General features: G+C 46.2%; 25 protein-coding genes. 6 read left to right on the forward strand and 19 right to left on the reverse strand.

Annotated elements, in window-relative coordinates; all coding sequences use genetic code 11:
* Positions 1-201: 201 nt before the first annotated feature.
* The 7 genes from G3352_RS30300 to G3352_RS30330 all read right to left on the reverse strand — a co-directional run bounded on the left by G3352_RS30300 (position 202) and on the right by G3352_RS30330 (position 5759).
* Positions 202-1026, reverse strand: coding sequence for a purine-nucleoside phosphorylase (locus tag G3352_RS30300; protein ID WP_076291905.1), 825 nt, complete (start codon positions 1024-1026; stop codon positions 202-204).
* Between the two features lie 179 nt (positions 1027-1205).
* A complete protein-coding gene (locus tag G3352_RS30305; RefSeq protein WP_163761665.1) occupies positions 1206-2096 on the reverse strand; it encodes a tyrosine recombinase in 891 nt (296 codons plus the stop codon).
* A 73-nt stretch (positions 2097-2169) separates the two neighbouring features.
* Positions 2170-2412, reverse strand: a complete 243-nt coding sequence (locus G3352_RS30310; protein WP_024630960.1) for a DUF4227 family protein — start codon at positions 2410-2412, stop codon at positions 2170-2172.
* Between the two features lie 157 nt (positions 2413-2569).
* Positions 2570-3037, reverse strand: coding sequence for a ferric iron uptake transcriptional regulator (gene fur / locus G3352_RS30315; protein WP_063565729.1), 468 nt, complete (start codon positions 3035-3037; stop codon positions 2570-2572).
* 108 nt (positions 3038-3145) lie between these two features.
* Complete coding sequence (spoIIM, locus tag G3352_RS30320; RefSeq protein ID WP_076291903.1) at positions 3146-3775, reverse strand: stage II sporulation protein M; 630 nt, start codon at positions 3773-3775, stop codon at positions 3146-3148.
* Between the two features lie 188 nt (positions 3776-3963).
* Entirely contained in the window at positions 3964-5184 is a 1221-nt protein-coding gene (locus G3352_RS30325; RefSeq protein WP_240343295.1) for an endonuclease Q family protein, read from the reverse strand.
* Positions 5184-5759, reverse strand: coding sequence for an NUDIX domain-containing protein (locus G3352_RS30330; protein WP_076291901.1), 576 nt, complete (start codon positions 5757-5759; stop codon positions 5184-5186). The genes G3352_RS30325 and G3352_RS30330 overlap by 1 nt, the downstream gene beginning before the upstream one ends.
* 121 nt (positions 5760-5880) lie before the next feature.
* On the opposite strand from G3352_RS30330, the gene G3352_RS30335 reads away from it, so the two are divergent.
* Complete coding sequence (locus G3352_RS30335) at positions 5881-6015, forward strand: Z-ring formation inhibitor MciZ (RefSeq protein ID WP_090810664.1); 135 nt, start codon at positions 5881-5883, stop codon at positions 6013-6015.
* 127 nt (positions 6016-6142) lie between these two features.
* Here the strand turns inward: G3352_RS30335 and G3352_RS30340 are convergent, their stop codons facing one another.
* Positions 6143-7276: a M20/M25/M40 family metallo-hydrolase gene (locus tag G3352_RS30340; protein ID WP_163761666.1), complete on the reverse strand. Its 1134-nt coding sequence runs from the start codon at positions 7274-7276 to the stop codon at positions 6143-6145.
* Between the two features lie 83 nt (positions 7277-7359).
* Between G3352_RS30340 and prli42 the strand changes: the two genes are divergently transcribed.
* Positions 7360-7461, forward strand: a complete 102-nt coding sequence (gene prli42 / locus G3352_RS30345; protein WP_090810668.1) for a stressosome-associated protein Prli42 — start codon at positions 7360-7362, stop codon at positions 7459-7461.
* 27 nt (positions 7462-7488) lie between these two features.
* Here prli42 and lipB read toward each other — a convergent pair whose 3' ends face one another.
* From lipB to lpdA, 5 genes are all read right to left on the reverse strand, one after another.
* On the reverse strand, positions 7489-8196 hold the full coding sequence (lipB, locus tag G3352_RS30350; protein ID WP_163761667.1) for a lipoyl(octanoyl) transferase LipB: 708 nt from the start codon (positions 8194-8196) through the stop codon (positions 7489-7491).
* Between the two features lie 167 nt (positions 8197-8363).
* Positions 8364-9818: a dihydrolipoamide acetyltransferase family protein gene (locus G3352_RS30355; RefSeq protein WP_163761668.1), complete on the reverse strand. Its 1455-nt coding sequence runs from the start codon at positions 9816-9818 to the stop codon at positions 8364-8366.
* Positions 9819-9866: 48 nt separating this feature from the next.
* On the reverse strand, positions 9867-10853 hold the full coding sequence (locus tag G3352_RS30360; protein ID WP_024630968.1) for an alpha-ketoacid dehydrogenase subunit beta: 987 nt from the start codon (positions 10851-10853) through the stop codon (positions 9867-9869).
* Between the two features lie 2 nt (positions 10854-10855).
* Positions 10856-11884 (reverse strand): thiamine pyrophosphate-dependent dehydrogenase E1 component subunit alpha, encoded by a 1029-nt coding sequence (locus G3352_RS30365; RefSeq protein WP_063565722.1) that lies wholly within the window; start codon positions 11882-11884, stop codon positions 10856-10858.
* A 139-nt stretch (positions 11885-12023) separates the two neighbouring features.
* On the reverse strand, positions 12024-13448 hold the full coding sequence (gene lpdA, locus G3352_RS30370) for a dihydrolipoyl dehydrogenase (protein ID WP_163761669.1): 1425 nt from the start codon (positions 13446-13448) through the stop codon (positions 12024-12026).
* 244 nt (positions 13449-13692) lie between these two features.
* Here lpdA and G3352_RS30375 point away from each other — a divergent pair, with 244 nt between their 5' ends.
* Both G3352_RS30375 and G3352_RS30380 read left to right on the forward strand, forming a co-directional pair.
* Positions 13693-14016: a DUF2627 domain-containing protein gene (locus tag G3352_RS30375; RefSeq protein ID WP_163761670.1), complete on the forward strand. Its 324-nt coding sequence runs from the start codon at positions 13693-13695 to the stop codon at positions 14014-14016.
* Between the two features lie 186 nt (positions 14017-14202).
* A complete protein-coding gene (locus G3352_RS30380; RefSeq protein ID WP_024630972.1) occupies positions 14203-14550 on the forward strand; it encodes a potassium channel family protein in 348 nt (115 codons plus the stop codon).
* Positions 14551-14558: 8 nt separating this feature from the next.
* Here G3352_RS30380 and G3352_RS30385 read toward each other — a convergent pair whose 3' ends face one another.
* Positions 14559-14771, reverse strand: a complete 213-nt coding sequence (locus G3352_RS30385; RefSeq protein ID WP_064636776.1) for a hypothetical protein — start codon at positions 14769-14771, stop codon at positions 14559-14561.
* A 183-nt stretch (positions 14772-14954) separates the two neighbouring features.
* Here G3352_RS30385 and G3352_RS30390 point away from each other — a divergent pair, with 183 nt between their 5' ends.
* A complete protein-coding gene (locus G3352_RS30390; protein WP_024630974.1) occupies positions 14955-15548 on the forward strand; it encodes a thymidine kinase in 594 nt (197 codons plus the stop codon).
* Positions 15549-15768: 220 nt separating this feature from the next.
* Here the strand turns inward: G3352_RS30390 and G3352_RS30395 are convergent, their stop codons facing one another.
* From G3352_RS30395 to G3352_RS30415, 5 genes are all read right to left on the reverse strand, one after another.
* Positions 15769-16245: a hypothetical protein gene (locus G3352_RS30395; RefSeq protein ID WP_024630975.1), complete on the reverse strand. Its 477-nt coding sequence runs from the start codon at positions 16243-16245 to the stop codon at positions 15769-15771.
* A gap of 539 nt (positions 16246-16784) precedes the next feature.
* Entirely contained in the window at positions 16785-17429 is a 645-nt protein-coding gene (locus G3352_RS30400) for a hypothetical protein (RefSeq protein ID WP_163761671.1), read from the reverse strand.
* A gap of 226 nt (positions 17430-17655) precedes the next feature.
* The gene (locus G3352_RS30405; RefSeq protein WP_163761672.1) at positions 17656-18693 is read right to left on the reverse strand and encodes an NAD(P)/FAD-dependent oxidoreductase; all 1038 of its coding nucleotides are present in this window, start codon (positions 18691-18693) and stop codon (positions 17656-17658) included.
* 157 nt (positions 18694-18850) lie between these two features.
* A complete protein-coding gene (locus G3352_RS30410) occupies positions 18851-20836 on the reverse strand; it encodes an AraC family transcriptional regulator (protein ID WP_163761673.1) in 1986 nt (661 codons plus the stop codon).
* Between the two features lie 187 nt (positions 20837-21023).
* The gene (locus tag G3352_RS30415; RefSeq protein WP_163761674.1) at positions 21024-22982 is read right to left on the reverse strand and encodes an AraC family transcriptional regulator; all 1959 of its coding nucleotides are present in this window, start codon (positions 22980-22982) and stop codon (positions 21024-21026) included.
* Positions 22983-23177: 195 nt separating this feature from the next.
* Here G3352_RS30415 and G3352_RS30420 point away from each other — a divergent pair, with 195 nt between their 5' ends.
* The gene (locus G3352_RS30420) at positions 23178-23987 is read left to right on the forward strand and encodes a hypothetical protein (protein ID WP_163761675.1); all 810 of its coding nucleotides are present in this window, start codon (positions 23178-23180) and stop codon (positions 23985-23987) included.
* Positions 23988-24003: the final 16 nt, after the last annotated feature.

The raw sequence follows: 24003 nt of genomic DNA on the forward strand, positions 1-24003 counted from the left end.
ACTGCTAATCATTGTCGGCCCGATTGAACTAAATTATTCCATGTAAAGAATGATTTCCCGAACTTTTTATATAATCCGTGTGAAACACCAAAAAAAGAGCCTGAACTAATGAATGAGTGAACGGCCGGGTAAGGAAAATAAAAAAAGGCAACTTGCCCCAATGAATCACATTAGGGTAGATTGCCTTTTCTTAATGATCAGTTACATTTGTGGAATAACAGCCAGCACAAGGGCCAGGAACGATTCACGAACACGTTCTGTCGTCTCCATAACTTCATCATGCGACAACGGCTGGTCCAGAATGCCGGCAGCCATGTTGCTGATACAAGAAATACCGAGCACTTCCAGGCCGGCGTGGCGTGCTACGATAACCTCAGAAACGGTAGACATGCCGACAGCATCCGCACCCAACGTACGCAGCATCACGATCTCAGCTGGTGTCTCGTAGTTTGGACCAAGCATACCTGCGTACACACCTTCACGTACATCAAAACCTTGTGACGCGGCTGTATCCTTCGCCAGCGCACGCAGACGGCGGCTGTACGCTTCGGACAGATCCGGGAAGCGAACACCCAGTGCGGAGTCATTCGGTCCGATTAATGGATTCTTGCCTGTGAGATTCAGATGATCCGAGATCAGCATCAGGTCACCAGCCTCATAAGAGGTATTCACTCCACCTGCAGCGTTCGTTACGAGCAAGGAAGTTACACCCAGTTCTTTCATAACACGCACCGGGAAGGCAGTAAGTTCCGGACCATATCCTTCGTACATGTGGAAACGACCTTTCATCATGACGACCGGACGGCCTTTGATGGTTCCTACCAGCAATTCGCCTTCATGTCCCTCTACTGTGGACACCGGAAAATGCGGAATATCCTGATAGGCGATGCTGACCCCATCTTCAATCAATTCTGCTAAAATGCCAAGTCCTGAACCTAAAATCAAACCGACTTCCGGTTTAATGGAACTTTTGCTTTGGATGTAAGATGCCGCTTCCAAAATCATCTGTTGGTTTAATGCTGTCATAAGATGTTCCCCCTTGAGTTGAAACGATCCGTCTGTATCCGCAAATGGCATCAATCAAAACTACACGCTGAAATGATGCATTCGCTTATGTATAACGGCGTTTAAATGTGTTCAATTTATTTTATCCTAAATCAGACTATTGTTCCGCTTTTTTTTGCAGATTTATATCCAAGTAGAAACTATTTTGCCCGCGGATGATGAGATTCATAAATCTCTTTCATCGTTTTGCGGCCATGATGTCCATATTGTTGCCCAGGCTGCTCCACATGACCGAGCATGTCCTGCACCGCGCGGGTATCTGCCCCACTGGCAATCAGGTGAGCGGCAAAGGAATGACGCAACGTATGTGGTGTAATTTCACCCGAGATTCCTGCATCCATCGCTGCTTTTTTGAGCAGCTTCCAGAAGCCCTGCCGGGTTAATCGTCTACCGGATACGTTGACAAAGAGAGCCTGCTCGTCCGTATCATTTTTAATTAGCAGCTTGCGGTACTCGTTCACATACACACTTGCCCACTCTGCTGCAGGCGCACCTATTGGCAAAATTCGTTCTTTACCGGCACCTCCACAGCGGATAAAGCGCATGCGTGGCTGTACGTCCCGCACATCCAGTGCAATCAGTTCGGATACACGAATGCCTGTCGCATACAATAGCTCCAGCATGGCCCGGTCACGCACCCCTTGCGGTGAACGGGTATCGGGGGACGCGAGCAGCAATTCGATCTCTTGGATGGTTAACACCTGCGGTGGTGTTTTGTCTGCTTTTGGAGCCTCCACATCAAACGTAGGGTCCTGTAATATGTCACCACGCCGCATCAAAAAATGAAAATAGGAGCGCAGGGATACGACGCTGCGGGCAATGGTTGCATTCGCACGTCCTGCCTGTTTCTGCTGACCTACAAACAGGATAACATGCGTCCGGCGCACCTGCTCCGCTTCCCGGATACCGTATTCTTTATCCGCAAATTCGATGAACTTGTCCACGTCCCGAAGATACGATTCCAGCGTGCTGCTCGACATCCCTTTATCCTCTTCCAAGTATAAGGCATAGGCGTGTATCGTCTGCTTCATGCACAACGCTCCTCATCTGACAGGACTGCCACACGGGCAACCTGCTTCCGTATTTGCATCCCTGGCTGTTCAGCTACTCTCCGTACCAATAGAATAAACGGAGACGCTCTGCCATTGTAGGACGTCCTTCCCCGTTACTTGGCCAAACCGTTTCCTGAAATACTTTAACCGCATTTCCTGTTGGCATCTGATATTGGTCCACAGGTGAGATCCATCCGTTGAACAAATCCAGGACATGATAGAACAGATAAACTAATGCAGCAAAAAATACGATAAATCGAATAAAACGGAGTCCTCTCCGCAGCGATATAATCATGGGTTGTACCCCTTTCTGGTTCAAATCCGACTCATCTAGAATCAGGGTATGTTAACGAACACAGGAATATGACATTCAGGGTAAACCTCACATCACACGCTGGACCAAAAAAGCTCTCCCGTCAAAACCGCCGGTGAGAGCTTGAAGATATGCTATGTTATTCTTCGTCTTTGGGCTTCTGGTCATTTTTAGCTTTGCAACGGTAACAAATCCCATGGAAATCCAATCGGTGATCTACTACCGAAAAGTTAAATTCCCGCTCCAGTCGCTCTTCAAGCGGTCCAAGCCAGTCTTCACGTATTTCATCCATACTTCCGCATTGAACACAGATTAAGTGATGATGGTGATGCTTGGATGTATCTCCGCGTAGATCATAACGCGCTACACCGTCGCCGAAGTTGATTTTCTCTACAACATGCAGCTCACTCAGCAGTTCGAGGGTACGGTACACGGTTGCGAGACCGATTTCGGGAGCCTTTTCTTTCACGAGCATGAATACGTCTTCTGCGCTCAGATGATCTTCTTCATTCTCAAGAAGTACTCTTAAGGTGGCTTCCCGCTGGGGCGTTAATTTATATCCTTGGGACTGTAGTTGCTGCTTAATTTTATCGATCCGTGCTTCCATTTTCTCCCTCCCCCTAGGAAATCACTGCACACTGCAACTTAACCCACTTCTTTCATTATAGGGGGAGTACATAATTAAAGTCAACATTTTACACTATCACGCGCAAAGCTAAGCTGGTAGTAGCATCGGTGTGACCCAGCGCATCATCGCAGGTGTAACCCATGTTTCAAATGACGCAACCCCTAACAGCAGTGCTGCCATAACGAGAGTTAACACCATATATGAAGCAAAAGGCTTCTGACGACCTGGCGTTCGCTGCATCAGAACACGGTTCCGAATAATGTATAAGGAAAAGGTCATCGCCGACACACTGCAAATTAGCAGTACCGGAATCACGAATAAATTATGAGGCGCAACGGAAACCAGGGCAAACAACAGCCCTTTCCATGAATACTGTCCGACAAGGTAACCCACTGTAAAACCAATGAGCACTCCTTTCAGAAAATCCAGAACCAATATGCCCGGCAGGCCGATGACCGATAAACCCAGAATGAAGATCAGGCCAACCCACTTTAGATGAAGCATAGCAATGTCCCAATAGGTTCCGGTCTCAATCACCTGTCCGCTGTGCTGTACCGTCATGAAGAAGTTACCGAGGTATCCCTCCAAATCCTGGCGTTGTTCAAGGGATAGGGCATTAACCATCAGGGCGCCAAAAATGACACCCACCAGAAACAAGACAGCCACGAATACATATAAAGAGGTTTGGCCTTTGAATGTGAAGTAGGCAGAACGCATACAGGTACGAGTCCCCTTTCCGGTTATCATGCTGCAAGGATGTCGAGTGAAATCCTCATAGTCATTCTTATGAACCGGAATGCACACGTATGACTTCTTGTCCAGATTCCAATTTCTTCTTCATGACAAAATGCCATTCCCGCACCAAATGATGCTAACTTCACTTTATGACCCTACCGCAAACTTCTCTACTCTGAACTTTCCTTGCTGGACACCTTTCCGTAAGTGCCTCCACCACCAGATGACAATTCCAGTTGACCATTCCGCGCAGCAACGATAAGACCTGAAAGAACCGGTCCAACGACCTCTGCAAGTTCATCCTCGCTTGTACGATGTAATACGTTCATTTCCGTACCAAAGCGGTCCAGCAGCTGGCGCAGTTTGGCTTTCCCCAAACCCGGGATAAATTCCAAAGGTATCTGATAGTGATAAGCAGGTCGGTTTGCTGGAACATGCGGACTCTCCCGATCAGCAATTGCCAGTATACGATCCAGTACACCCTGCACAAGCTTCACACTGCCACAGTGTGGACAACGTTCTGCCGACATCTCATGCTCGTCCATAATGCTTCCGCAGGATGCACAATAGGTACGATGGTATTTGCCGAGTCTTGGATTCAAACCGTAGTTGGCTGTAATGTTTCTGCCTGCTTGTCCTTTAAGTGCCATATTGAATTCGTCAAAGGAAGGCTTTTCGAGTTGTAACTCGTTGTACTCTCGTCCAATCTTACCCAGAGAATGAGCATCCGAGTTAGTTAGAAAAGGAACTTGATCCAGTTCCCGAATATAACTGGCCATGGATGAATCGGAGCTTAGCCCAAGCTCAACGGCATCAATCAGGCTAGTATCCAACACATCAGCCATACGAGGGGCCGTGCTGCCATATATGCCTTTATGCGGGGTAAACGCATGCGCTGGCACAATAAGCCCACCACGCGCCTTTATCTCGCCCTGCATCTCAAGCGCGGGTACATATACCCGCTGTGAACTCAGGTTTACATTTTTCATATAACGTTTCATCCAGTCCGTGAAGGACTTCATGGTTTTCAGATCACGGAAGTAGGCCAGCATATGGAACTCCCGCATTCCTGGCTCACGCAGCTCCAATTCCGTACCCAGCAGGATGGTTGTGTCCTGATACGCAATGCCCCCTCCCTCAAGCTCGGACATCGTGCCGTTCTCAAGCAACTGTTCGATGTCCATCTGTACAACCGGAGAGTGACAATCAATGACACCGAGTAGATGAATTCCTTTACGATCTGAGGCTTCTCTAGCAATGTTTTCGAAGGTCAGATCACGGCTTCCACTGATTTTAACAGCTTCACCGCGCGAAGTTCGTCCAATGTGAATATGGAGGTCTGCATAACAAGGCTCCCACCCTGCAGATGCTGCCTGTTGCTCATTCATCATTAAAACCGTCCTGTTGTTCTGTAAAGATCCCATGCATACACAGCCATCATCGTTTTGGCATCACTGATCCGATTCTGATCCATCAACTGATAAGCCTCTTCAATTGTAATCTCGGATACTTCAAGAAATTCATCTTCATCCAAAGCCATGTCCCCTGCTTCGAGCTCCTCTGCAATATACAAATGGATGATCTCATCCGCAAATCCTGGCGAAGTGTAAAATGAACGCAGATGCCGCAGTGATTTGGCTACATAACCGGTTTCTTCGCGCAATTCACGTGCTGCTGCCACTTCAGGTTCTTCTCCCGGGTCCAGTTTGCCTGCCGGAATCTCGACTTCGGTACGTCCCATGGCCTGACGATACTGATCAACGACCAGCATACGATCTCCATTCAGCGCGAGGACAGCCACTGCTCCAGGATGACGGATGATCTCACGGGTAGCAGTCTGACCGTTAGGCAGCTTGACTGTGTCGACTTGAAGGGAAATGACTTTGCCCTCGAAGATGGGCTTTGTCGATATGGTCTCTTCGTCAAGTTTTGGATTGGCAGGATGCTTATGATTGGTTGGGTTCATCTGTTCTTCAACTCCACTTCTTCGAATTTTGGTTTTCTTTATACGTATAAACCTCTGTTTTTTGGCATATGGTGAGCTTATAGCGATTTCAAACAAATATAGCAAATCAGGGGGACAACCAATGAACAGTTATTTAACACCGCAATCCGTACACGTGGTAGGACAAGCCAGACAAGTCCAGCTCATACTCAAACAATGGGTACGTGAGTGGGGTCCAGATGCCAAATTAATCGATATGCTCGCTGGACGTAAATGATATTGTTCTTGGTCTGCAATACCCATGAAATATAACATGGTTTTGCCAAAAAGTCCGAACTCGGTTTGTACCGGATTCGGACTTTTCAGTTGAAGCACGGGGGAGTTTCACCCTCAGTCTCTTTGGATTACTTTTTACTTGCAGCCGTTTCCTGAATAATAGCCACAACCACTTCAGATAGTTTCACAATATCCTCGGCGCGGATGCGTTCTTTCGTCGTATGGATGTCCTCATAGCCTACAGCCAGGTTAACCGTGGGTATGTTGAACCCATTGAAGATGTTGGCATCACTGCCACCACCGGATGCAAACGTGCTAGTCTCCAGCCCCAGGCTCCGAATGGCACGCTGTGCAAGCTGAACAACCTCGTGTTCATCATGGAAGCCAAATGCAGGATACAGAATCTCACTGCGGAACTCAGCAGTTGCACCATATTTGCGGCATGTCGTTTCCAATGCTTCACGCATCTGGGCCACTTGAAGTTCTACCTTCTCCTGCACAATACTGCGGGCCTCAGCCTCAATTTGGACAAAATCGCAGACGACGTTCAGTGCTGATCCGCCCTGGAATTTGCCGATGTTCGCCGTAGTCTCATCATCAATTCGTCCCAGCTTCATCGCTGCAATTGCTTTGGCCGCCACTTGAATGGCACTGATGCCGTCTTCTGGATTCACGCCCGCATGTGCGGATTTCCCATAAATCTTCATCTGAATTTCCGCTCTGGCCGGAGCAGCCACACAGATTGTACCCACGGCTCCGTTGGAATCCAGGGCATAACCGAACTCGGCTTCAATATCCTTCGGATTCATTGCACGTGCACCAACCAGACCCGACTCTTCACCTACGGTAATCACAAATTGAATTTTCCCATGTGGAAGGTTGTTCTCTTGAATTGCTCGAATCGCTTCAAACAAAGCGGCAATCCCCGCCTTGTCATCTGCACCCAGAATTGTCGTGCCATCACTGCGAATCCAACCGTCTTCACCCAGCTCAGGTTTAATTTCTTGTCCAGGCGTTACGGTATCCATATGACATGTGAAAAAGATTGGTGCTGCTGCTTCCGCACCCTCGGCTTCCCAGGTAATTACGAGATTACCAGCGCCATGTCCAGTTTTCTCCATGGTGTCGTCCTCATATACACTGAGGCCCAGCTGAGTAAACTGTTCTTTTAACACTTTTGATATATTTTGTTCATGGGTTGTTTCACTATCAATCTGCACCAGTTCCATAAAATGATCAATAACACGCTGCTGTTTTATCATAGGACTTTCCTACCTTTCTTCGATACGGTACAATACAATTACTATGGTCTCTTTATTCATTTGTTGAAAGGAGTTCTCTCATCATGCAAAAAAAGAAATGGTTCCGCATCATTATCTATCTCATGCTGCTCGCCATGATTGGGTCCACCCTTTTCATTGCGCTCGAACCTTTATTGTTCGGATAGAAACCTGAAGCCTTTTGACTGTCTGATTTACAGACGGGGAAGGGCTTCTTTTTCTGTAATCCAGGTAATCTCATACGGGAAAATCCGATTAAAGTATGGAACGATCTCCTGCGCAACCTGTTCCACAGTGTAGGTCTTACCTGTAATATCCTCCAACGAGGTCACACCATACTGCTCAATCCCGCAAGGAACAATACCCTGAAAGCCTGCGTGCTGAATGCCCGAGGTGATATTAAAAGCAAATCCGTGACTCGTCACGAAGCCGCGCCGATGTTTACACCGATTGAACTTTACGCCGATGGCGGCAATTTTCAAATCTCCGATCCACACTCCTGTGTAAGACTCTTTACGTCCCGCTTCAATACCCTGATCAGCCAAATAATCAATAATCATCTGCTCCAGACAACGTAAATAGCCATGTAAATCCAAGGCTTCATCCCGCCCAAGAACAAGTAACGGGTAACCTACCAACTGGCCAGGGCCATGATAAGTAATATCACCGCCACGGTCAATTTGAAACAAGGAGATGCCTTGCTCCCGCAGTTCGTCTTCACTGAGAAGCAGGTGCTCCGGGTGATTCTGTGAACCGATCGTATACGTCGGCGGATGCTGGAGCAACAGCATCTGTTCCGCTCCTTCTCCCTCATCCAGTTGCTGCACAATCGCTTTCTGGCGGTTCCAAGCCTCTTCATAATCAAGCATCGGTATGTATACCACATCCAGCGGCTTGCTCATGATTTCCCCACACCCTTCTGTTTCAATGTTCATTGTATGATGATGAGCATTCTATTGAAGAAAACGGGAAAAGTGCACGGCCATTGGCACATACACTCTCCCATTATCCATCTATTCAGGGCTTGGCATCATTTAGTAACTCATTGAAATGATGCACTTGCTCTCTCTTAATACACTTTCGATTCCATCGTGTATCCTTCAAGATTCTCTTTTACACGTTGCAGGAAACGTCCGCTAATGACTCCATCCAGAATACGATGATCCAGGGAGAGACAAAGGTTCGCCATGGAACGGACAGCAATCATGTCATTAATGACCACAGGTTTCTTGACGATCGACTCAAAGGTAAGAATCGCTGCCTGCGGGTAGTTAATGATAGGTTGCGACAGAATGGACCCAAATGATCCGGTATTGTTAACCGTGAACGTTCCGCCCTGCATATGGTCCAGCTTCAGAGTGCCTTCACGTGTTTTACGTGCCAGCTCATCAATTTCACGAGCCAGGCCAGCGATGTTGCGCTGATCTGCATGTTTAATTACAGGTGTAAGTACAGAGTCTTCTGTACCCACTGCCATGGACAGGTTGATATCCCGTTTGACAATAATTTTGTCAACAGCCCAGACGGAATTCATGATTGGATAGTCTTTAATGGCATTGACGACACCCTTCATCATGAAGGACAGATACGTCAGGTTGATGCCTTCTTTGCGCTTGAACTCATCCTTAAGTTTGTTGCGCAGCATCACCAGATTCGTCACGTCCACTTCAATCATCGTCCACGCGTGAGGGATTTCCGACACGCTTTGACGCATATTACGAGCAATGGCATTACGAACTGGAGTAACGTCGATGAAGTATTCGGATCTTCCCTGTCCGCCGCCATCTACTTCGATTTGCGGGATTTTCGGACTTTCGGTCAGATGTATGCCGGAATGTCTCACAGGAACACCTGCATCGGCTGCTGGAACTGTTTCTCCCGCAGATGCGCCCAAGTCTGCATTCCCCCGATTCATTCCGCTGAAAGGAGAACCTGAAGGTACTCCTGAAGAGACCTGCTGTCCTGCTACTGTAGAAGACTGTGCAGACGCTGCGCCGGTGTTTCCACCCTGTGCAATGACTGCCAGTACATCCTTACGTGTAATCCGGCCACCTGCTCCAGTGCCCTGAATGCTCTGCAAGTTCAGACCATGTTCAGCTGCAAGGGACTGAACCGCAGGAGAATAGCGGTTACGCATCGGCTGATTGGGATCATGTCCTGATGTACTCGCTGCACCAGCAGTAGGTACGTAGTTCGCACTTTGTTGCACATGAACATGATCACCATTCTGTTGCTGCGAAGCTTGTGTTACTTGTTCTGCTGCTTCCGCATCAGAAGCAGCTACCTGCATGCGGCAGATGGCTTCGCCAACCGCAATGGTCGTACCTTCCTCGACCAACAAATCACCCATAATTCCATCAACGGTTGATGGAATCTCTGCATTGACTTTATCCGTAATTACTTCACAGATCGGTTCGTATTGTTCAACCCGGTCACCCGGTTTTTTCAACCATTTCGCAATGGTAGCCGAGACCAGCGATTCCGCCAGCTGCGGCATAATGACCTCGATCCATTTCATACTCATTGGTTATATCACTCCAAACTTTACTTTTAAACTATCTCACTACACGAATCAATACTCGGCGAGTGTACGCATCGCTTCCTTGGCTTTATCCTTGCTCAGCATATAGAATTTCTCCAATGTTGGGCTAATCGGCATTGCCGGTACATCCGGTCCGCAGAGACGCTGAATCGGCGCATCCAGTTCGAACAGACATTCTTCACTGATGATAGCCGCAACTTCCGCTCCTACACCACCAGTTTTATTATCTTCATGCACAATCAGCACTTTGCCTGTCAGACGAGCGGAGGCAATGATGGCTTCGCGATCAAGTGGCTGCAATGTGCGCAGATCCAGTACATGGGCAGTAATGCCTTCCTCACGCTCCAGCTCTTCGGCAGCCTGCATGACAAAATGAAGTGGCTGGCTATAACCGATAACCGTAATATCTGCTCCTTCGCGAAGCACGTTGGCTTTACCAATCGGAACGATATAATCATCCTCTGGCACATCTTCCTTGATCAGCTTGTAACATTTTTTATTTTCAAAAAAGAGAACCGGATCCGGGTCGCGAATGGCAGCTTTGAGCAGTCCCTTCGCATCGTATGCCGAGTATGGAGCTATAATTTTCAGACCTGGTGTGCCAAAAAAGATCGATTCCGGACATTGGGAGTGATACAGCCCACCAAAAATACCGCCGCCAATCGGCGCACGAATAACAATCGGGCAACTCCAGTCATTGTTGGAGCGATAGCGAATTTTGGCCGCTTCACTAATAATCTGATTTGTTGCAGGCAGCATGAAATCCGAATATTGCATCTCGGCAATAGGTTTCATACCGTACATCGCAGCGCCAATAGCTACACCTGCAATCGCTGATTCGGACAAAGGTGTGTCCATGACACGCATTTCGCCGAACTGATCCTGCAACCCTTTGGTTGTAGTGAACACACCGCCTTTAACCCCGACATCTTCACCAAGGATAAAGACATTTTCATCCCGCTCCATCTCTTCTTTCATCGCGAGACGGATTGCATCAATATATTCCATAACCGCCATACTTACCGTCCCCCTTCTTCGCTGTCCGCATAAACGTGCGTCAGAGTGTCCTCAGGTTTCGGATATGGCGCGTTGTCTGCGTATTCAGTCGCTTCTTTCATTTCCAGCGCAAGCTGGGAAGCCAGATCCGCATCCCGGGCTTCGTCCCAGATGCCGCAATCGATCAGATAGTTCTTCATGCGAAGCACGCCGTCCTTCTTCCAGTTCTCTTCAACCTCTTCCTTGGTCCGGTATGCCAGATCATTGTCGGAAGTGGAGTGTGGAGACAAACGATACATCATCGCTTCAATAAGTGTAGGTCCTTCACCAGCGATTGCGCGGCGACGAGCTTCTTTGACTGCACCGTATACTTCCAGCGCATCGTTTCCGTCTACACGCAGTCCAGGGAACCCGTAACCAAGTGCACGATCCGATATTTTCCCACTCAGCTGCTTGTGAATTGGCACCGAGATGGCATACTGATTGTTCTCACACATAATGATCACAGGAAGTTTATGAACACCTGCGAAATTGGCACCTTCGTGGAAATCTCCCTGGTTGCTTGACCCTTCGCCAAAAGTTACAAAAGAAACGAATTCTTGCTTTTTCATTTTGGCAGCCAGTGCAAACCCTACAGCGTGCGGAACCTGTGTCGTAACTGGACTGGAGCCCGTTACAATCCGCAGCTTTTTGTGACCGAAGTGACCCGGCATTTGCCGTCCGCCACTATTCGGATCTTCCGCCTTCGCAAAAGCAGACAGCATCAGCTCACGTGGAGTCATGCCAACCGCCAGTACAAAGCCATAATCGCGGTAATACGGTAAATAATAATCGTGATCCCGGTCCAGACCAAATGCAGCGCCTACTTGCGCAGCTTCCTGTCCTACACCGGATACGTGAAAGTTAATTTTGCCGGCCCGCTGTAAGAGCAAGCAACGCTCGTCAAACTTGCGTGCGAGCAGCATGTATTTGTACATATCCAATACTTCACCATCGCTAAGTCCCAGCTGTTCATGCCGATGGACCGCGTCTGCAGTACCTTTTGAACTCATATGAGGTACCTCCTTTTAATCAGAGCCTATGCCCGTCTTACTACCCGATCTTATAACCTGGTACTAAGACTTGGCTTAACCTTATTATAATCCCATTTGCCCAAAAAAGGAAAGGACCATTCTCATAAGCCTGTCCGGCTTACATTCCAATCGATTTTCCGTCTACTGCCAACATGGCTTCACCCATGATTTCCGACAAAGTTGGGTGAGGATGGATCGTCTGTCCCACTTCCCAAGGTGTGGCATCCAGCATTTGAGCCAAAGAGGCTTCTGCGATCAGTTCCGTCACATGGGTACCGATCATATGTACTCCCAATATATCATTCGTCTTGGCATCCGCGATTACCTTCACGAATCCATCCCGACTTCCATGAACCAAAGATTTTCCAATCGCCTGGAACGGGAACTTGCCTGTCTTCGTTTCATAACCACGCTCTTTGGCCTCGCGCTCCGTGAATCCGATACTCGCTGCTTCCGGACGAGTATAGACACAGCGCGGAATTCGATGTGATTCGACGGCATGTACCGTTTCACCCGCCAGATGATTCACTGCCAAAATGCCTTCATGACTCGCTGCATGTGCTAGCTGTAATCCGCCGATGACATCGCCGATTGCATAAATGTGTCCCTCACCCGTTTGAAGATGTTGATTCACGGCAATAAATCCGCGTTCGAGTTTGATATCTGTATTTTCGAGTCCGATATTTTCGACATTGGCCTGGCGACCAACCGACACCAGCATCTTGTCCGCTTTCAGGGTCTCTTGCTTCTCGTCCCCCAGCTTGACATCAATCTGAATTCCGTCTTTCTGTATGCTATATGTCTCTGTCAGAACGCTAGCGCCTGTTAGGAAGCGAACACCGCGTTTCCCAAGCAATCTCTGCATTTCTTTCGCTATATCTTCATCCTCTGCTGGCAATACATGAGCAGCGGCTTCAACAACTGTAATTTCTACGCCAAAATCATTCAGCATGGAGGCCCATTCGAGGCCAATTACGCCACCACCAACAATGATCAGAGATGCTGGTAATTCATCCATTCGCAAAGCCTCATCACTGCTCATGATGTATCGGCCGTCTGGCTCAAGACCTGGCAGTACCCGTGGGCGAGACCCGGTAGCAATAATGAGGTTGGTTGGCACAACCGTATCCATCTCGCCATCTTCAAACTCGACAGCCACTGCACCGCTCTGAGGGGAGAAAATGGAAGGTCCGATCACACGCCCTTTGGCGTGTACGACCTGAATTTTATTTTTTTTCATTAAATACTGCACACCTTGATGAAGCTGCTCCACAATTGCATCCTTGCGCGCCTGAACCTTAGGAAATACAAGTGTTGCTCCAGCTGTTTCAATCCCATACATTTCGCTCTCTTGTATCTCAGCGTACACTTCCGCACTTCGTAGCAACGCCTTGCTCGGAATACAGCCACGATGCAGACAGGTGCCTCCCAGCTTATCCTTCTCGATAATAACAACCTGTTTTCCTAACTGTGCGGCACGGATGGCAGCAACATACCCTCCCGTTCCTCCTCCAAGAATGGCAACATCACATGTAATTGGCATCTTTAATGTTCTCCTCTATCCATATAATTTCAATACAATTTCAATATATTTGTAAGATGATGATTCGAATGAATCTCTTTTTCATAGACGTTACCTATATTCCATTGTACTCCCCTTAAGCAGTCAACTCAAAATTTGACCCCGAAACGCATGGACAGCTTCTGAAAACCAAGCTATGATGGAATCAGGTATGACCTGTAAGCGCAACCTTTATTTTACGTCAACCTCAGGCAGAAGGAGTTTAATGGTGATGAATACTAGACTGATCTTTGCACGATTCGTGGCGATTATTGTTCTGGTCATTCCCGGGTTAATGGCAATGAAGGGTTTTCTAATGATGAAGGACGCCCTTTTCCTGTATTATGCCGAGCATGGGAACGAGCAGATCTCACCAGGATTTCAATGGCTCTCCTTTGGTGGAGGACTTGTCCTGTTCGCCGCAGGCATGAGTTTTCTGGGAGGCTGGATTCTGTTCCGTGACCGCAAGCGTAATTATGTAGGACCCCGTTTTCGTTCAAAAAACACACCCTCAGCCGACAAAGCAGAGACGCCCGGTAGGACTTCCTGAGTCCGGGCTTTTTGTCATTTTTTCTGGCTCCGCAACATTTCAACATCCTAGCCTTACATCTGCCTTTATATACGGTACTCGATCAGGTATAATGCTTATTTATTCAAACACGTATTTTGCATAAATTCAGTGTTAGCATCTTGAATATGCACAATGCCCACTCTTCCATAGACAGGATGGATCAACATGGTTTCGTTTATCATTACGCTAAAAAGATTGCTTAAAGGCATTTTCCATGCCTTCAAGGACCAGAAGTTCCTGGCTCTGTTTGTATTAACTGCGGCGACACTTCTCTCGGGCACGTTATTTTATACTCGCGTTGAAGGACTGCACTGGATTGATGCCCTCTATTTCTGCGCAGTAACTCTAACGACAGTGGGACATCCGGATTTTGTACCATCGACCGGATTCGGCAAGGCATTTACTGTCATCTATATGTTTGCAGGTATCGGCCTCACCTTCGCCATGATTGCCAGAATTACAGCAGGCATTCTATTTCCCCGCAAATTGCAGACAGAAGAGAACCCGGAGTAGTCTCCGGGTTATTCGTATAATGCATCCCGCAGCTTGGTAGACATGCGCGACTCTTTCGAAGAGGACTTCAGAATCGTTCTGCGCAACGTCAGATTACTGGCTTGCAGCCGCTCCGCTTCAGCGAACAAGTCTGCAAACAACGCCTGCGCAGCTTCGTCAAGGACTGACTGTCCTTTCAAACGTTCATATCGCTCTTGTAATTCGGATAATGCTTCACTCATCGTTAACACCTCTTTTCAATCGCTCCTGGCTTTGCACTACACTGCCGTAACCAACAGCTTAACAATCCATATAGTAACACAAAGCTGATCAGATTAGTTCTGGCTCTTACTAAAGATTTTGTGGTACTCTGTAATGGTCGCTTTTTTTTGTTGAATCCCGTATGTGAGAGGAGTAGCAGAACTGTGCAAACAGGACGAATTACCGTAATTACAGGACCTATGTTTAGTGAAAAATCCGGTGAACTCATTCGCCGTTGTCAGAAATTAATTCAATTTGGCCGTAAAAAGGTCGTTGCCTACAAACCAGCCGAAGATGATCGGTTTGCCCAAGACGAGATAGTTAGCCGTATCGGCTATCGTCTGCCTGCCCATTCCATTCCCCGGCAATTGACCCCGGAATCCGTAGAGATGATCCTGACTCAGACCAAAGATGCTGATGTTGTTGCATTTGATGAAGTACAATTTTTCAGCAGTGCCATCATGGAACTGGTCTCCGAGCTAGCCTACTGTGGCAAACATGTCATTGTGGATGGACTGAATATGGATTACCGTGGCAAGGAATTTGGATATGTAGGCGGTTTGCTCGCTATGGCGGATGACATTGAGAAACTGTCGGCATTCTGTGCCGTATGCGGAAGCCCGGATGCGGCTTTCACCCAGCGTATCGTTAATGGAGAGCCTGTGACGCTTGGACCAGTCGTCATGATTGGCGATTCAGAAGCGTATGAGCCGCGCTGTCGCTGCTGCTTCATTCCTCCTCACAAAGTTGAATGCTGAGCTGTCTCAGTTATTCAATGATCAATCTATAGGTTCTGATCGGCGGTATCTGCTGCTACAGGTTTCCTGAGATTTCAAAAAAAGCCCCTGTGGGCTTTTTTTATTATAACTCCTTTTTACCAGCATGCCCTTAATATACCCTTCCTCAACTCGTCTTGGACACTTTTTATATACAAAAAAGCACCGCCTCACAGCGATGCTTCCCATTCGTCATCTCCCGCTAGTCCCGGGAAACAAAATATTTGTTGGTCATGTAGTAAGCGTCGCCACGCGACGTTTCTACCATTCCTTTTTTGGCATCCAAAAATACGATTTCTTTGCACTTGGTGCAGTACCATTTGGTGCGCTTATATGGAGATTCCGTAACATATGCCGTGCCACATTTGCAATCAATCTTCATTAATAACTCGGTTGATTTATATGCGCTGGACAAACGTTCCATGTTATCCTGCTGCTGTGTAGGCATAATTGTCTGCTGATAATCCGATAAATGATTCTGAACTTTAAAATCTGCTACCAATCCTGCATTCAATCCAAAAAACTCCTTGCCGATTTCGGTCACGAAGCGCTTCTCATTTCTGTAGCAATCCAGCCACTCAATAATCTGCTTATTTGACAGTGGAACCGTACCCTTGATACCGCTGTTTAAGGTGTAGGTCATGATGTATAAAGTATCGTCTTGTCTACCTGAGTACATTAGAATCCTCCTTCGAATACATTTGCTAATGTACTACAAAAACGCTCATAAATCAAAGCAATGTTATTTCCTGAGCGTATCTCTTCCTTATTAAATGGGTAACATTCCTCGATGTTCCGCCACTGATTTACAAGAACTGCATACACCTGTAACATTTCCCTGGGAAGTCGCATAATGCACGATGGACTTCACTTTTTTACTACAGATGGAACAATATTGCCTCCTTTCCTTCCTGGGAGTGTAATCGGATAGTTTTACTACGTTTGAGTTTGATTTGAACCTGCGCACAAAGTTCAGCCATTTCATCTCTTTCTCTCTCTTCCTTGTTTGCCTTCTAGGGGGTAAATTGCTTATGCTTGGGCAAAAATTGATCCTGCATTGGTTATGTATACGATTCCAAGTTGTGCATGCCTATCTCATAATCTATTCGACGTTTTGAGCCTTTTTCCTGTTTTTGATCTCTACGCATACAAAAAAAACCGACAGAACCTGCCTCAAACCTCTTGTAGGAGAAAGGAACTTCCGTCGGTTAACTTGCCTTATTTATAAAACGTTCCAAGAACCTCCAGCTCAGGTGAGCGCTCAATTCGAAACGGATAGATATATCCCTGATTCAACTTCACAAACTTTCGACTCCACAGATCAAGTCCAGTTGTAAATTGGTACGCCTGATATATAAATTTGGAACAATAGTTTCGTTCAATGCTGCGCAGATTTGTCTGCAATCGATAAAATTTCACCTGCTTGTAATGATCCTGTACCCACTGCGCTGCCTTCACTCCAGCCTGATTCAAACGGGAACGAAACACAATGAAACGATCTCCCTCATAAAAGCGGGTGATGTACCAATCCAACGAATCGGCAAAAACAGGTCCATAAGGATGTACGTGATACACTTTACCGTCGAGTCCAATAATCCCCATATGCCCGGCGTAATAGGTCGATTCTGAACTTGGTGTATATAAAATATCTCCCGGCTCCAGCTTCATCTGGCCTAAAGCGGTAATGGGCAAATCCTGATGCAGTCTTCTGGCCGCTGAACGTGCGCGCCTTCCTTCCACCAATAGTCGGTGCATTTTTCCAGCAACAGCGAGATAAACTTCCGACCATTTGATCCATTTTTTCTCAGGGCCTTTGAACCACCGATGAATGAATGTGGATATACGTTGAGATTCTTTTTTCATATTCTGCACTCCACTCTAATCTGTTTGACGTTTCTTGATGTTTCTCCTCACTTCTAAGGCTCATTATAGACAGTTGATGATGCATGTTCAATTCCGGTGCCTGTTCTATGATGTGCAATTTGAGAAGGTTCATACCGAAAATGGAAACAAAAAAAAGCAGTTCCGGCATTAACCAGAACTACTTCGTTTGTTTTGAACTTGGAGTTGAAGTTTATATGAAGAGATTCTATTCTTCCACAACACCAAGTGCTTTATTTTTCTCCTTGAAACGGCTGTTATGGGAAGACACATAGGCAACTTTATCCGCCTCAGGATCCATATACAGTTTTGCACTGTTTACCGCGAGGGCAGCATCCGTAAATGTACCAGCAATCAGATACAGTTTACTTCCGTAATCTACAAAGTCTCCTGCAGCGAAGACGCCTGGAATATTTGTTTGCAGCTTCTCAGTTGTAGTGACATGCCATTCACCAAGATCAAGTCCCCAATCCCGGATCGGGCCAAAATCACTCTTCATGCCGTGGTTAACGATAATCGCATCCACATCAAGAACTTCTCTCTCACCTGTCTCAACATGGGATATCGTCACCTGTTCGATGATCTCCCCACTTTGACTATGTAGGGTATCAACGGCGTATGGTGTACGAATATCTACTGAGGATTCTCTCATCCGCAGTACATTGCGCTCCAATCCGCCAAAGCGGTCACGACGATGCACAACCGTCACTTGCTCTGCCAGTACTTCAAGCTCATTGGCCCAATCGACAGCGGAGTCACCCCCACCAGAGATCAGTACCCGTTTGCCACGGAAAGGTTCCAGCTCCTGTACTGTATAGTGAAGATTGGTAACCTCATAACGGTCAGCGCCTTCAAGCTCCAGCTTCGCCATTTTATATATACCATACCCGATCGCCAATATGACGGTACGTGTCCAGTGTTGTTCTCCTGTATTCGATGTCAGCAGAATCGTGCCATCAGGCTGACGCTCGAATCCTTCAATTTGCTGTTCAAACACAATCGTTGGCTCAAACGTTCTCGCCTGTTCTTCCAGCTGTTTAATCAAATTTTCACACAGAATCGGAGTGACGCCGCCAACGTCCCAGATCATTTTCTCTGGATAAAAGAGCATGCGACCACCCAATCTATCCCGCGCCTCAATCAACTTGGTCTTCATATCACGCATCCCGCTGTAAAATGCAGAATACATGCCGGCAGGTCCCCCGCCGATAATTGTTACATCATATAATTCCAAATGCTGATCCATGTAGTTACCTCCATCAGTTCGATCCAAAGCACTCGACTATTTGATATCGATTCTCATTATCACTCTTTTCCTAGTCTAATGGGAAACTTATCAAATTACAATGGCTAAAATTCAAACATTTCTTATACAAAACTACCATCGGTTATTTATTTGTTGATTACTTAACTTTGGAAGCTGCCAATAGATGCTCGACAACGAAATCGATTTGCTTGTTGATGGAATAGATATCCGAGTAATAGAAGAAATCAAAGTCAATTTCGATTAGACGGCCTTCTTTGATAGCGGGTATGCTATTCCAAATTGGGTTATCGTTAAGGTTATCTGCGCCTTCATATACTGAACGAAATACGTAGTCTCCCATATATTCAGGAAGAACTTCCATAGACAAGGTCGAACCTGCCGCGTCAGAAACGACGTCAATTTTTTTCTGGACCGCTTCAGGTGCTTTCATTTCCAAGTACTCGTATATAGCCTGAGATCCTCGGCCGTACTGCTTACTTTCTACAATGACCATCTCTTTCAGTCCACCCTCGACGATGGAGGCCGTTTTGTCCAGTATGCCTGCATCAGCAAGTGTTTTCTTGCTCTCTTCAACTTTACTGTTAAGATTGTCGATTAAAACGTCTGCTTCCTGTTCTTTGCCGAAAATGCTAGCGATACTATGAAGTCTTTCTTCCGTTGTCATTTTCTCATATGGGACATACACCGTTGGTGCAATATCTTTTAATAGCGTGTAAGTCTCTTCTGAAGGAACAATGATCAAATCCGGGTCCAGATCAATGACAGCCTCAGGGTTTGGTTCAAACCAGGTGCCTAGTGAATTTACACCTTCAAGCTCATTTTTATATGCAGCCCCATCAAATACGTCAGACGTCGCAATAGGCTTAATTCCAAGCGCTACAACATCTCCTTGAAGATAAAGTACAACCACCCGTTTAGGATTTGCCGGGACAACAACATCACCTTTAACCGTGGAGACCGTGCGTGTTCCATTTTCATTGTTCGTTTGACTACCTGAATCTGATGATGAAGATGCGGCTGTGCTCGTAGATGAGTTCGTATTCGTGCCTTCCCCCGTAGCTGTTGTTGTTGCAGAGCCAGTTGAGCATGCCGATAAAAGCATTGTGATGCTTAAAAGTGCAACCAAAATCATGCTGGAGCTTGTTTTTCTTCTTTTCATTGATGTAGACCCTCCGTCTATATATTGATAATGATTCTCATAATCAATATATCCTCGCTTCCATCTCCAGCCAATGGACGATTCGGAGAATTGTAATGGATGATCCTCTGCCAAGGTCTGGTCTCTTATTTTCCGCTGATAGAGTGTGGGGGATAGGCCCACATGCTTTTTGAAAATACGGCTGAAATAATACACATCCGTGTATCCCACTTCTGCCGCGATTTCTCGCAGGGTTGCATCGGATCGCACAAGCAGATTCCGAGCCTTGGTCAGTCTCGTTTGAATGAGATAATCAATCGGGCTGTGTCCTGTCTTTCGTTTAAATTGCATAGATAAATGACGGGAGCTGTAGTTGAATTGTTCAGCCAGAAAATCCAGAGTCACCTGTTCCCTATAATGTTGCTGAATGTAGCGAAGTGTTTGCTCAATAGGGTCTGGAAGCACTGTTCTGACCTCCTGCTCTGCCAATTGAAACAACAGCTCATGAATGAATTGGTAGAACAAACTTTTCACTTGCAGCAAGTCCAGTCTGCTCGCCTGATCCCACGCTTTCTCCAGTTCACCAAAATAGCGCAATATAGCAAGAGGATTGCTCGGCGTAAACCCATATTGCAAAGAGAACGGAGCAACCTGAACCTGAGGAGGTTGTGATAACCGCCATGATTTACGATGAGTTGGGAACGCAAGGAATGCCCTGTAGAACAGCAAATAATATTCAAACCTTTCGCTCACCCGAATATCCAGTGATGACCCTTTACCACCATGCAGAATACAGAATCGCTGTGCTTCGTGTGTTTTCCCATCCAATTTAAGTTGAGCTGCACCCCGAATGCTGTATATAAAAGCGTTTGCCGGAAGCAAATAGGATTCCTGTATCTCCCCTGCCTCCATGACGATCCGGCGTATATCCAGAATTTTAACAGCCGCGTGATTCCAGCTATGCATCTGTTCGTTTAATTGCATCGATTACTCTCCAATCCCAGTCTCACCAGGAACAAAGACCTTGTACAAGATCATTATTCTGCAAACCATCCTTAACCGAAGCGTTATAGTGGTTCACTATTATTCCTTCATTATAGATGATAATAATTTTCATTATCAACTGTATTTTGACCAGGACTCAATTTCACCAACCAATGATCCGAAAGATTTACTTTTGATCCGATGTTTTCGTGAACCAAGCTGCCAATTCCTCCGTCTGATCCAACGTTGCAATAGGGTCAAAGTACCATGAACGATCCGGACTCCAGATAAACACACGATCATTCTTAACGGCATCAAGCGAACTCCATACCGGCTTAGATTTCAATTCCTCTACAGTCAGGTTCTCTGCCGTAAGAATAATGTAATCACCAGCAAATTCGGGTATGGATTCGGACGAAACTTCAACAAGCTGATCTTTCATTAATATCACTTTTTTGTCTGCTGGAGGATTCAATCCGAGAGCACTGTACACTGCCTGACCTCCACGCCCAAAATTATCACCAAAGGCTAATGGTGCTTTATCGTAAAATTGCATAACTGATACTTCTGCATCTGCATCGATTGCTTCACTTACACGCTTCTTGGCGTCCGCAATTCGTCCGTCGTAATCGGCCAACCATGACTCAGCCTCTTTTTCTTTGTTCAACGCTTTACCGAAATAAGCGATCTCTTCATGGGTATTTTTCAACTCACCATAAGGAACAACAAGCGTAGGCGCAATTTTGCTAAAAGAATCAAACAAATCAGGATCACCTGTGACAATCAGGTCTGGTTGAAGTTCCAACACCTTTTCAAGAGAAATGGTTTCGTATTCACCAATATTTTCTACGCCCTCAAGTGATTTGATAAAATAGGGATTCTTCAGATTCATTTCCGGTGTACCGACTGGTTTGATTCCCAAGGCAATCAGGCTTCCCAAATATAAATCAACCACAATTCGCTTGGGTTCAGCCGGGACCGTGATATCTCCCTTAACCGTCGAGATGATCCGAGGCTCGGAATTGTTTGATTGGCTATCTGCCGTTACTGTGCTGGTAGCACTCGAAGTCCCTTTGCTTCCGGATGTTTCTCCCCCAGAATTACTAATTGCCCCTGGCGAGCAGGCACTCAGCAGTAAAATGAGACTTAATAAAATACTAAGCAGCATTCCCGTTCTTGTCTGTCTATTCATGTACAATGACCCTCCGTGTTTATATTGATAATGATTATCATCATCGTTATAAACATACCTTCCAGCTCTTCCACTGGAAATGTCATTTCGCGCCAAGGTCGATGTCAGATCAGGCCATTTTAGGGGTCCAGATGTTTTCTCCTTGAACTGAAGCGGAGAAAGGCCTGTATGTTTTTTGAACATACGTCCCAGATAATATCCGTCCGGATAACCGATACCTGCTGCAATCTCATCCAATGTAGCGTCGGTATGCAGCAGCATCTCCTTGGCCTTGAACAAACGGAACTGAATCAAATAGTCGATTGGACTATAACCCGTGGCCTGCTTGAACTTGCGGGACAGACTTCTGGGACTGCTGCCAACCTTCTCTGCCAAAACATGCAACGTCAACGGCTCAGCATAAGAGGATTCCACAATTTCAATGACTTTACTGACCTGATCCGTAACGGAATAGCGAGTTGCAGCATGAGGAATTTGTGCTGATACCTTCTCTACAAAAGGGTAAAACAGGCTCTTTGCCTGAAAATGATGTATGGGGTTCTTTTGATTCCATAAAGTGTGTATCTGTTTTACTTGCTCATACAGCACAACTGGTGACTTGGGGGCAAAACCATAGGTTAGCTGAAATGGATTCATGCGCTCCATCATGTTGCCCAAATCGGTTCTTCCTCCACTTGGCAGACTTGCTTTGTACATAAGGTAAAACAGATTCAGTCCGGATTGTCCAGCTTCAATATGCAGCACGCTTCCCTTTCCACCATGAAGAACATAAAAACGACTCACTTCATGCTTCTGGTCGTTTATGGTTACATAGGCTTTACCCTGGATGGTGAATACAAACGTGCTCGCAGGAAATTTATATGTTAGCTCCTCAGTTGGCCCTAAATCCATATAACGTATATCCGCAATACTCACAGCAGCATAGTTCCAGAGTATGTAATAGTTATTCCACATTTCATTAACCCAACTCCGTCTAAATAGATTGAGTAAACAGTCCTTCACTTATTGATAACCATTATCAATTATTATTAGCAAGTAAGCAACACAGAAGTGAAAGTGAACTTATTCGCCAGCATATCTTCATTCGCTTCTCGTAACATCCGATATATGTAAGTATATCCACGATATAACGAAGAAGGGGAAAAGACCATGAATTCAATTTCACCTGCCTCCAAAAGCAGCTTCACCCCAGAGAGCCAAGTCTCCAGCAGAGATAAGGAAATTCAGGGACTTATGAAACAAAAAATCAGGCTCAATGAAGAACTGCAATCTGTCAAATCTAATGATCAGTTGGACTCCAAAATCAAGGCGGAACGCGTTAAATCTATAACGAGTTTCATCCAACAGGTCGATAATCAAATCGCTCAAATCAAAAGCGAGGAAATTCAAGAAAAAAATAAATTGAAGCAGTCTGAGCAACCTAAGCAACAGGAGCCGCAACCGTCTGAGCTCTCTGGCGAAAATCAGGCTCCGGCAATGGGTCATCTAATCAAACATAGCCAGACTTATGATCAGTTAGGCAAACTGGTTGGTTTGCGTGATCGCATGCACGGGTCCATTCAAACACTAGAAGGAGAAACCCGCTTCGACCGGATCGTTCTCGATAATGACACAGGAAACGACATGGGCAAGTCGATGATGCTGGAGAACGCTGAACAAACTGTTTTTCAAATGAAGCGTGAGATGGTTCAAGAGATTGATTCTCAAATCCGAAAGGTTGATCAGTCCATCGGGGAAAAATTAAAAGAAATCAACCAACCGGTACCAACAGAAGCTATCCATTCTACTCCACCATCTCATGCAGATGAAGATCAGGAAGTAAATAAAGAAAATAAGGCTGAAAACAAATCGAAGATTTCCAATTTTATGCAGAATGATAAAGACCTAGGAAAAATTCAAGGAATTCAAGCAAATGCTTCCTCTGCTCCATCCAACACTTCTCTTGACATCCGGGTTTGACCAGATGACAGAGGTG

Source organism: Paenibacillus sp. ALJ109b (genome assembly GCF_010747435.1).
GTDB classification, from domain to species: domain Bacteria; phylum Bacillota; class Bacilli; order Paenibacillales; family Paenibacillaceae; genus Paenibacillus; species Paenibacillus taichungensis.

Bases quoted from the DNA above. Each gene is read 5' to 3' on its own strand.
- lpdA (WP_163761669.1), bottom strand. From the start codon at position 13,448: ATGCCAATTACATGTGATGTTGCCATTCTTGGAGGAGGAACGGGAGGG.
- spoIIM (WP_076291903.1), bottom strand. From the start codon at position 3,775: ATGCGTTCTGCCTACTTCACATTCAAAGGCCAAACCTCTTTATATGTA.
- G3352_RS30415 (WP_163761674.1), bottom strand. From the start codon at position 22,982: ATGTGGAATAACTATTACATACTCTGGAACTATGCTGCTGTGAGTATT.
- G3352_RS30405 (WP_163761672.1), bottom strand. From the start codon at position 18,693: ATGGATCAGCATTTGGAATTATATGATGTAACAATTATCGGCGGGGGA.
- G3352_RS30310 (WP_024630960.1), bottom strand. From the start codon at position 2,412: ATGATTATATCGCTGCGGAGAGGACTCCGTTTTATTCGATTTATCGTA.
- G3352_RS30420 (WP_163761675.1), top strand. From the start codon at position 23,178: ATGAATTCAATTTCACCTGCCTCCAAAAGCAGCTTCACCCCAGAGAGC.
- G3352_RS30360 (WP_024630968.1), bottom strand. From the start codon at position 10,853: ATGGCGGTTATGGAATATATTGATGCAATCCGTCTCGCGATGAAAGAA.
- G3352_RS30330 (WP_076291901.1), bottom strand. From the start codon at position 5,759: ATGAACCCAACCAATCATAAGCATCCTGCCAATCCAAAACTTGACGAA.
- G3352_RS30340 (WP_163761666.1), bottom strand. From the start codon at position 7,276: ATGATAAAACAGCAGCGTGTTATTGATCATTTTATGGAACTGGTGCAG.
- G3352_RS30400 (WP_163761671.1), bottom strand. From the start codon at position 17,429: ATGAAAAAAGAATCTCAACGTATATCCACATTCATTCATCGGTGGTTC.
- G3352_RS30385 (WP_064636776.1), bottom strand. From the start codon at position 14,771: ATGAGTGAAGCATTATCCGAATTACAAGAGCGATATGAACGTTTGAAA.
- G3352_RS30380 (WP_024630972.1), top strand. From the start codon at position 14,203: ATGGTTTCGTTTATCATTACGCTAAAAAGATTGCTTAAAGGCATTTTC.
- fur (WP_063565729.1), bottom strand. From the start codon at position 3,037: ATGGAAGCACGGATCGATAAAATTAAGCAGCAACTACAGTCCCAAGGA.
- G3352_RS30410 (WP_163761673.1), bottom strand. From the start codon at position 20,836: ATGCAATTAAACGAACAGATGCATAGCTGGAATCACGCGGCTGTTAAA.
- G3352_RS30355 (WP_163761668.1), bottom strand. From the start codon at position 9,818: ATGAGTATGAAATGGATCGAGGTCATTATGCCGCAGCTGGCGGAATCG.
- G3352_RS30325 (WP_240343295.1), bottom strand. From the start codon at position 5,184: ATGATGAATGAGCAACAGGCAGCATCTGCAGGGTGGGAGCCTTGTTAT.
- G3352_RS30335 (WP_090810664.1), top strand. From the start codon at position 5,881: ATGAACAGTTATTTAACACCGCAATCCGTACACGTGGTAGGACAAGCC.
- G3352_RS30395 (WP_024630975.1), bottom strand. From the start codon at position 16,245: ATGTACTCAGGTAGACAAGACGATACTTTATACATCATGACCTACACC.
- prli42 (WP_090810668.1), top strand. From the start codon at position 7,360: ATGCAAAAAAAGAAATGGTTCCGCATCATTATCTATCTCATGCTGCTC.
- lipB (WP_163761667.1), bottom strand. From the start codon at position 8,196: ATGAGCAAGCCGCTGGATGTGGTATACATACCGATGCTTGATTATGAA.
- G3352_RS30375 (WP_163761670.1), top strand. From the start codon at position 13,693: ATGGTGATGAATACTAGACTGATCTTTGCACGATTCGTGGCGATTATT.
- G3352_RS30300 (WP_076291905.1), bottom strand. From the start codon at position 1,026: ATGACAGCATTAAACCAACAGATGATTTTGGAAGCGGCATCTTACATC.
- G3352_RS30365 (WP_063565722.1), bottom strand. From the start codon at position 11,884: ATGAGTTCAAAAGGTACTGCAGACGCGGTCCATCGGCATGAACAGCTG.
- G3352_RS30305 (WP_163761665.1), bottom strand. From the start codon at position 2,096: ATGAAGCAGACGATACACGCCTATGCCTTATACTTGGAAGAGGATAAA.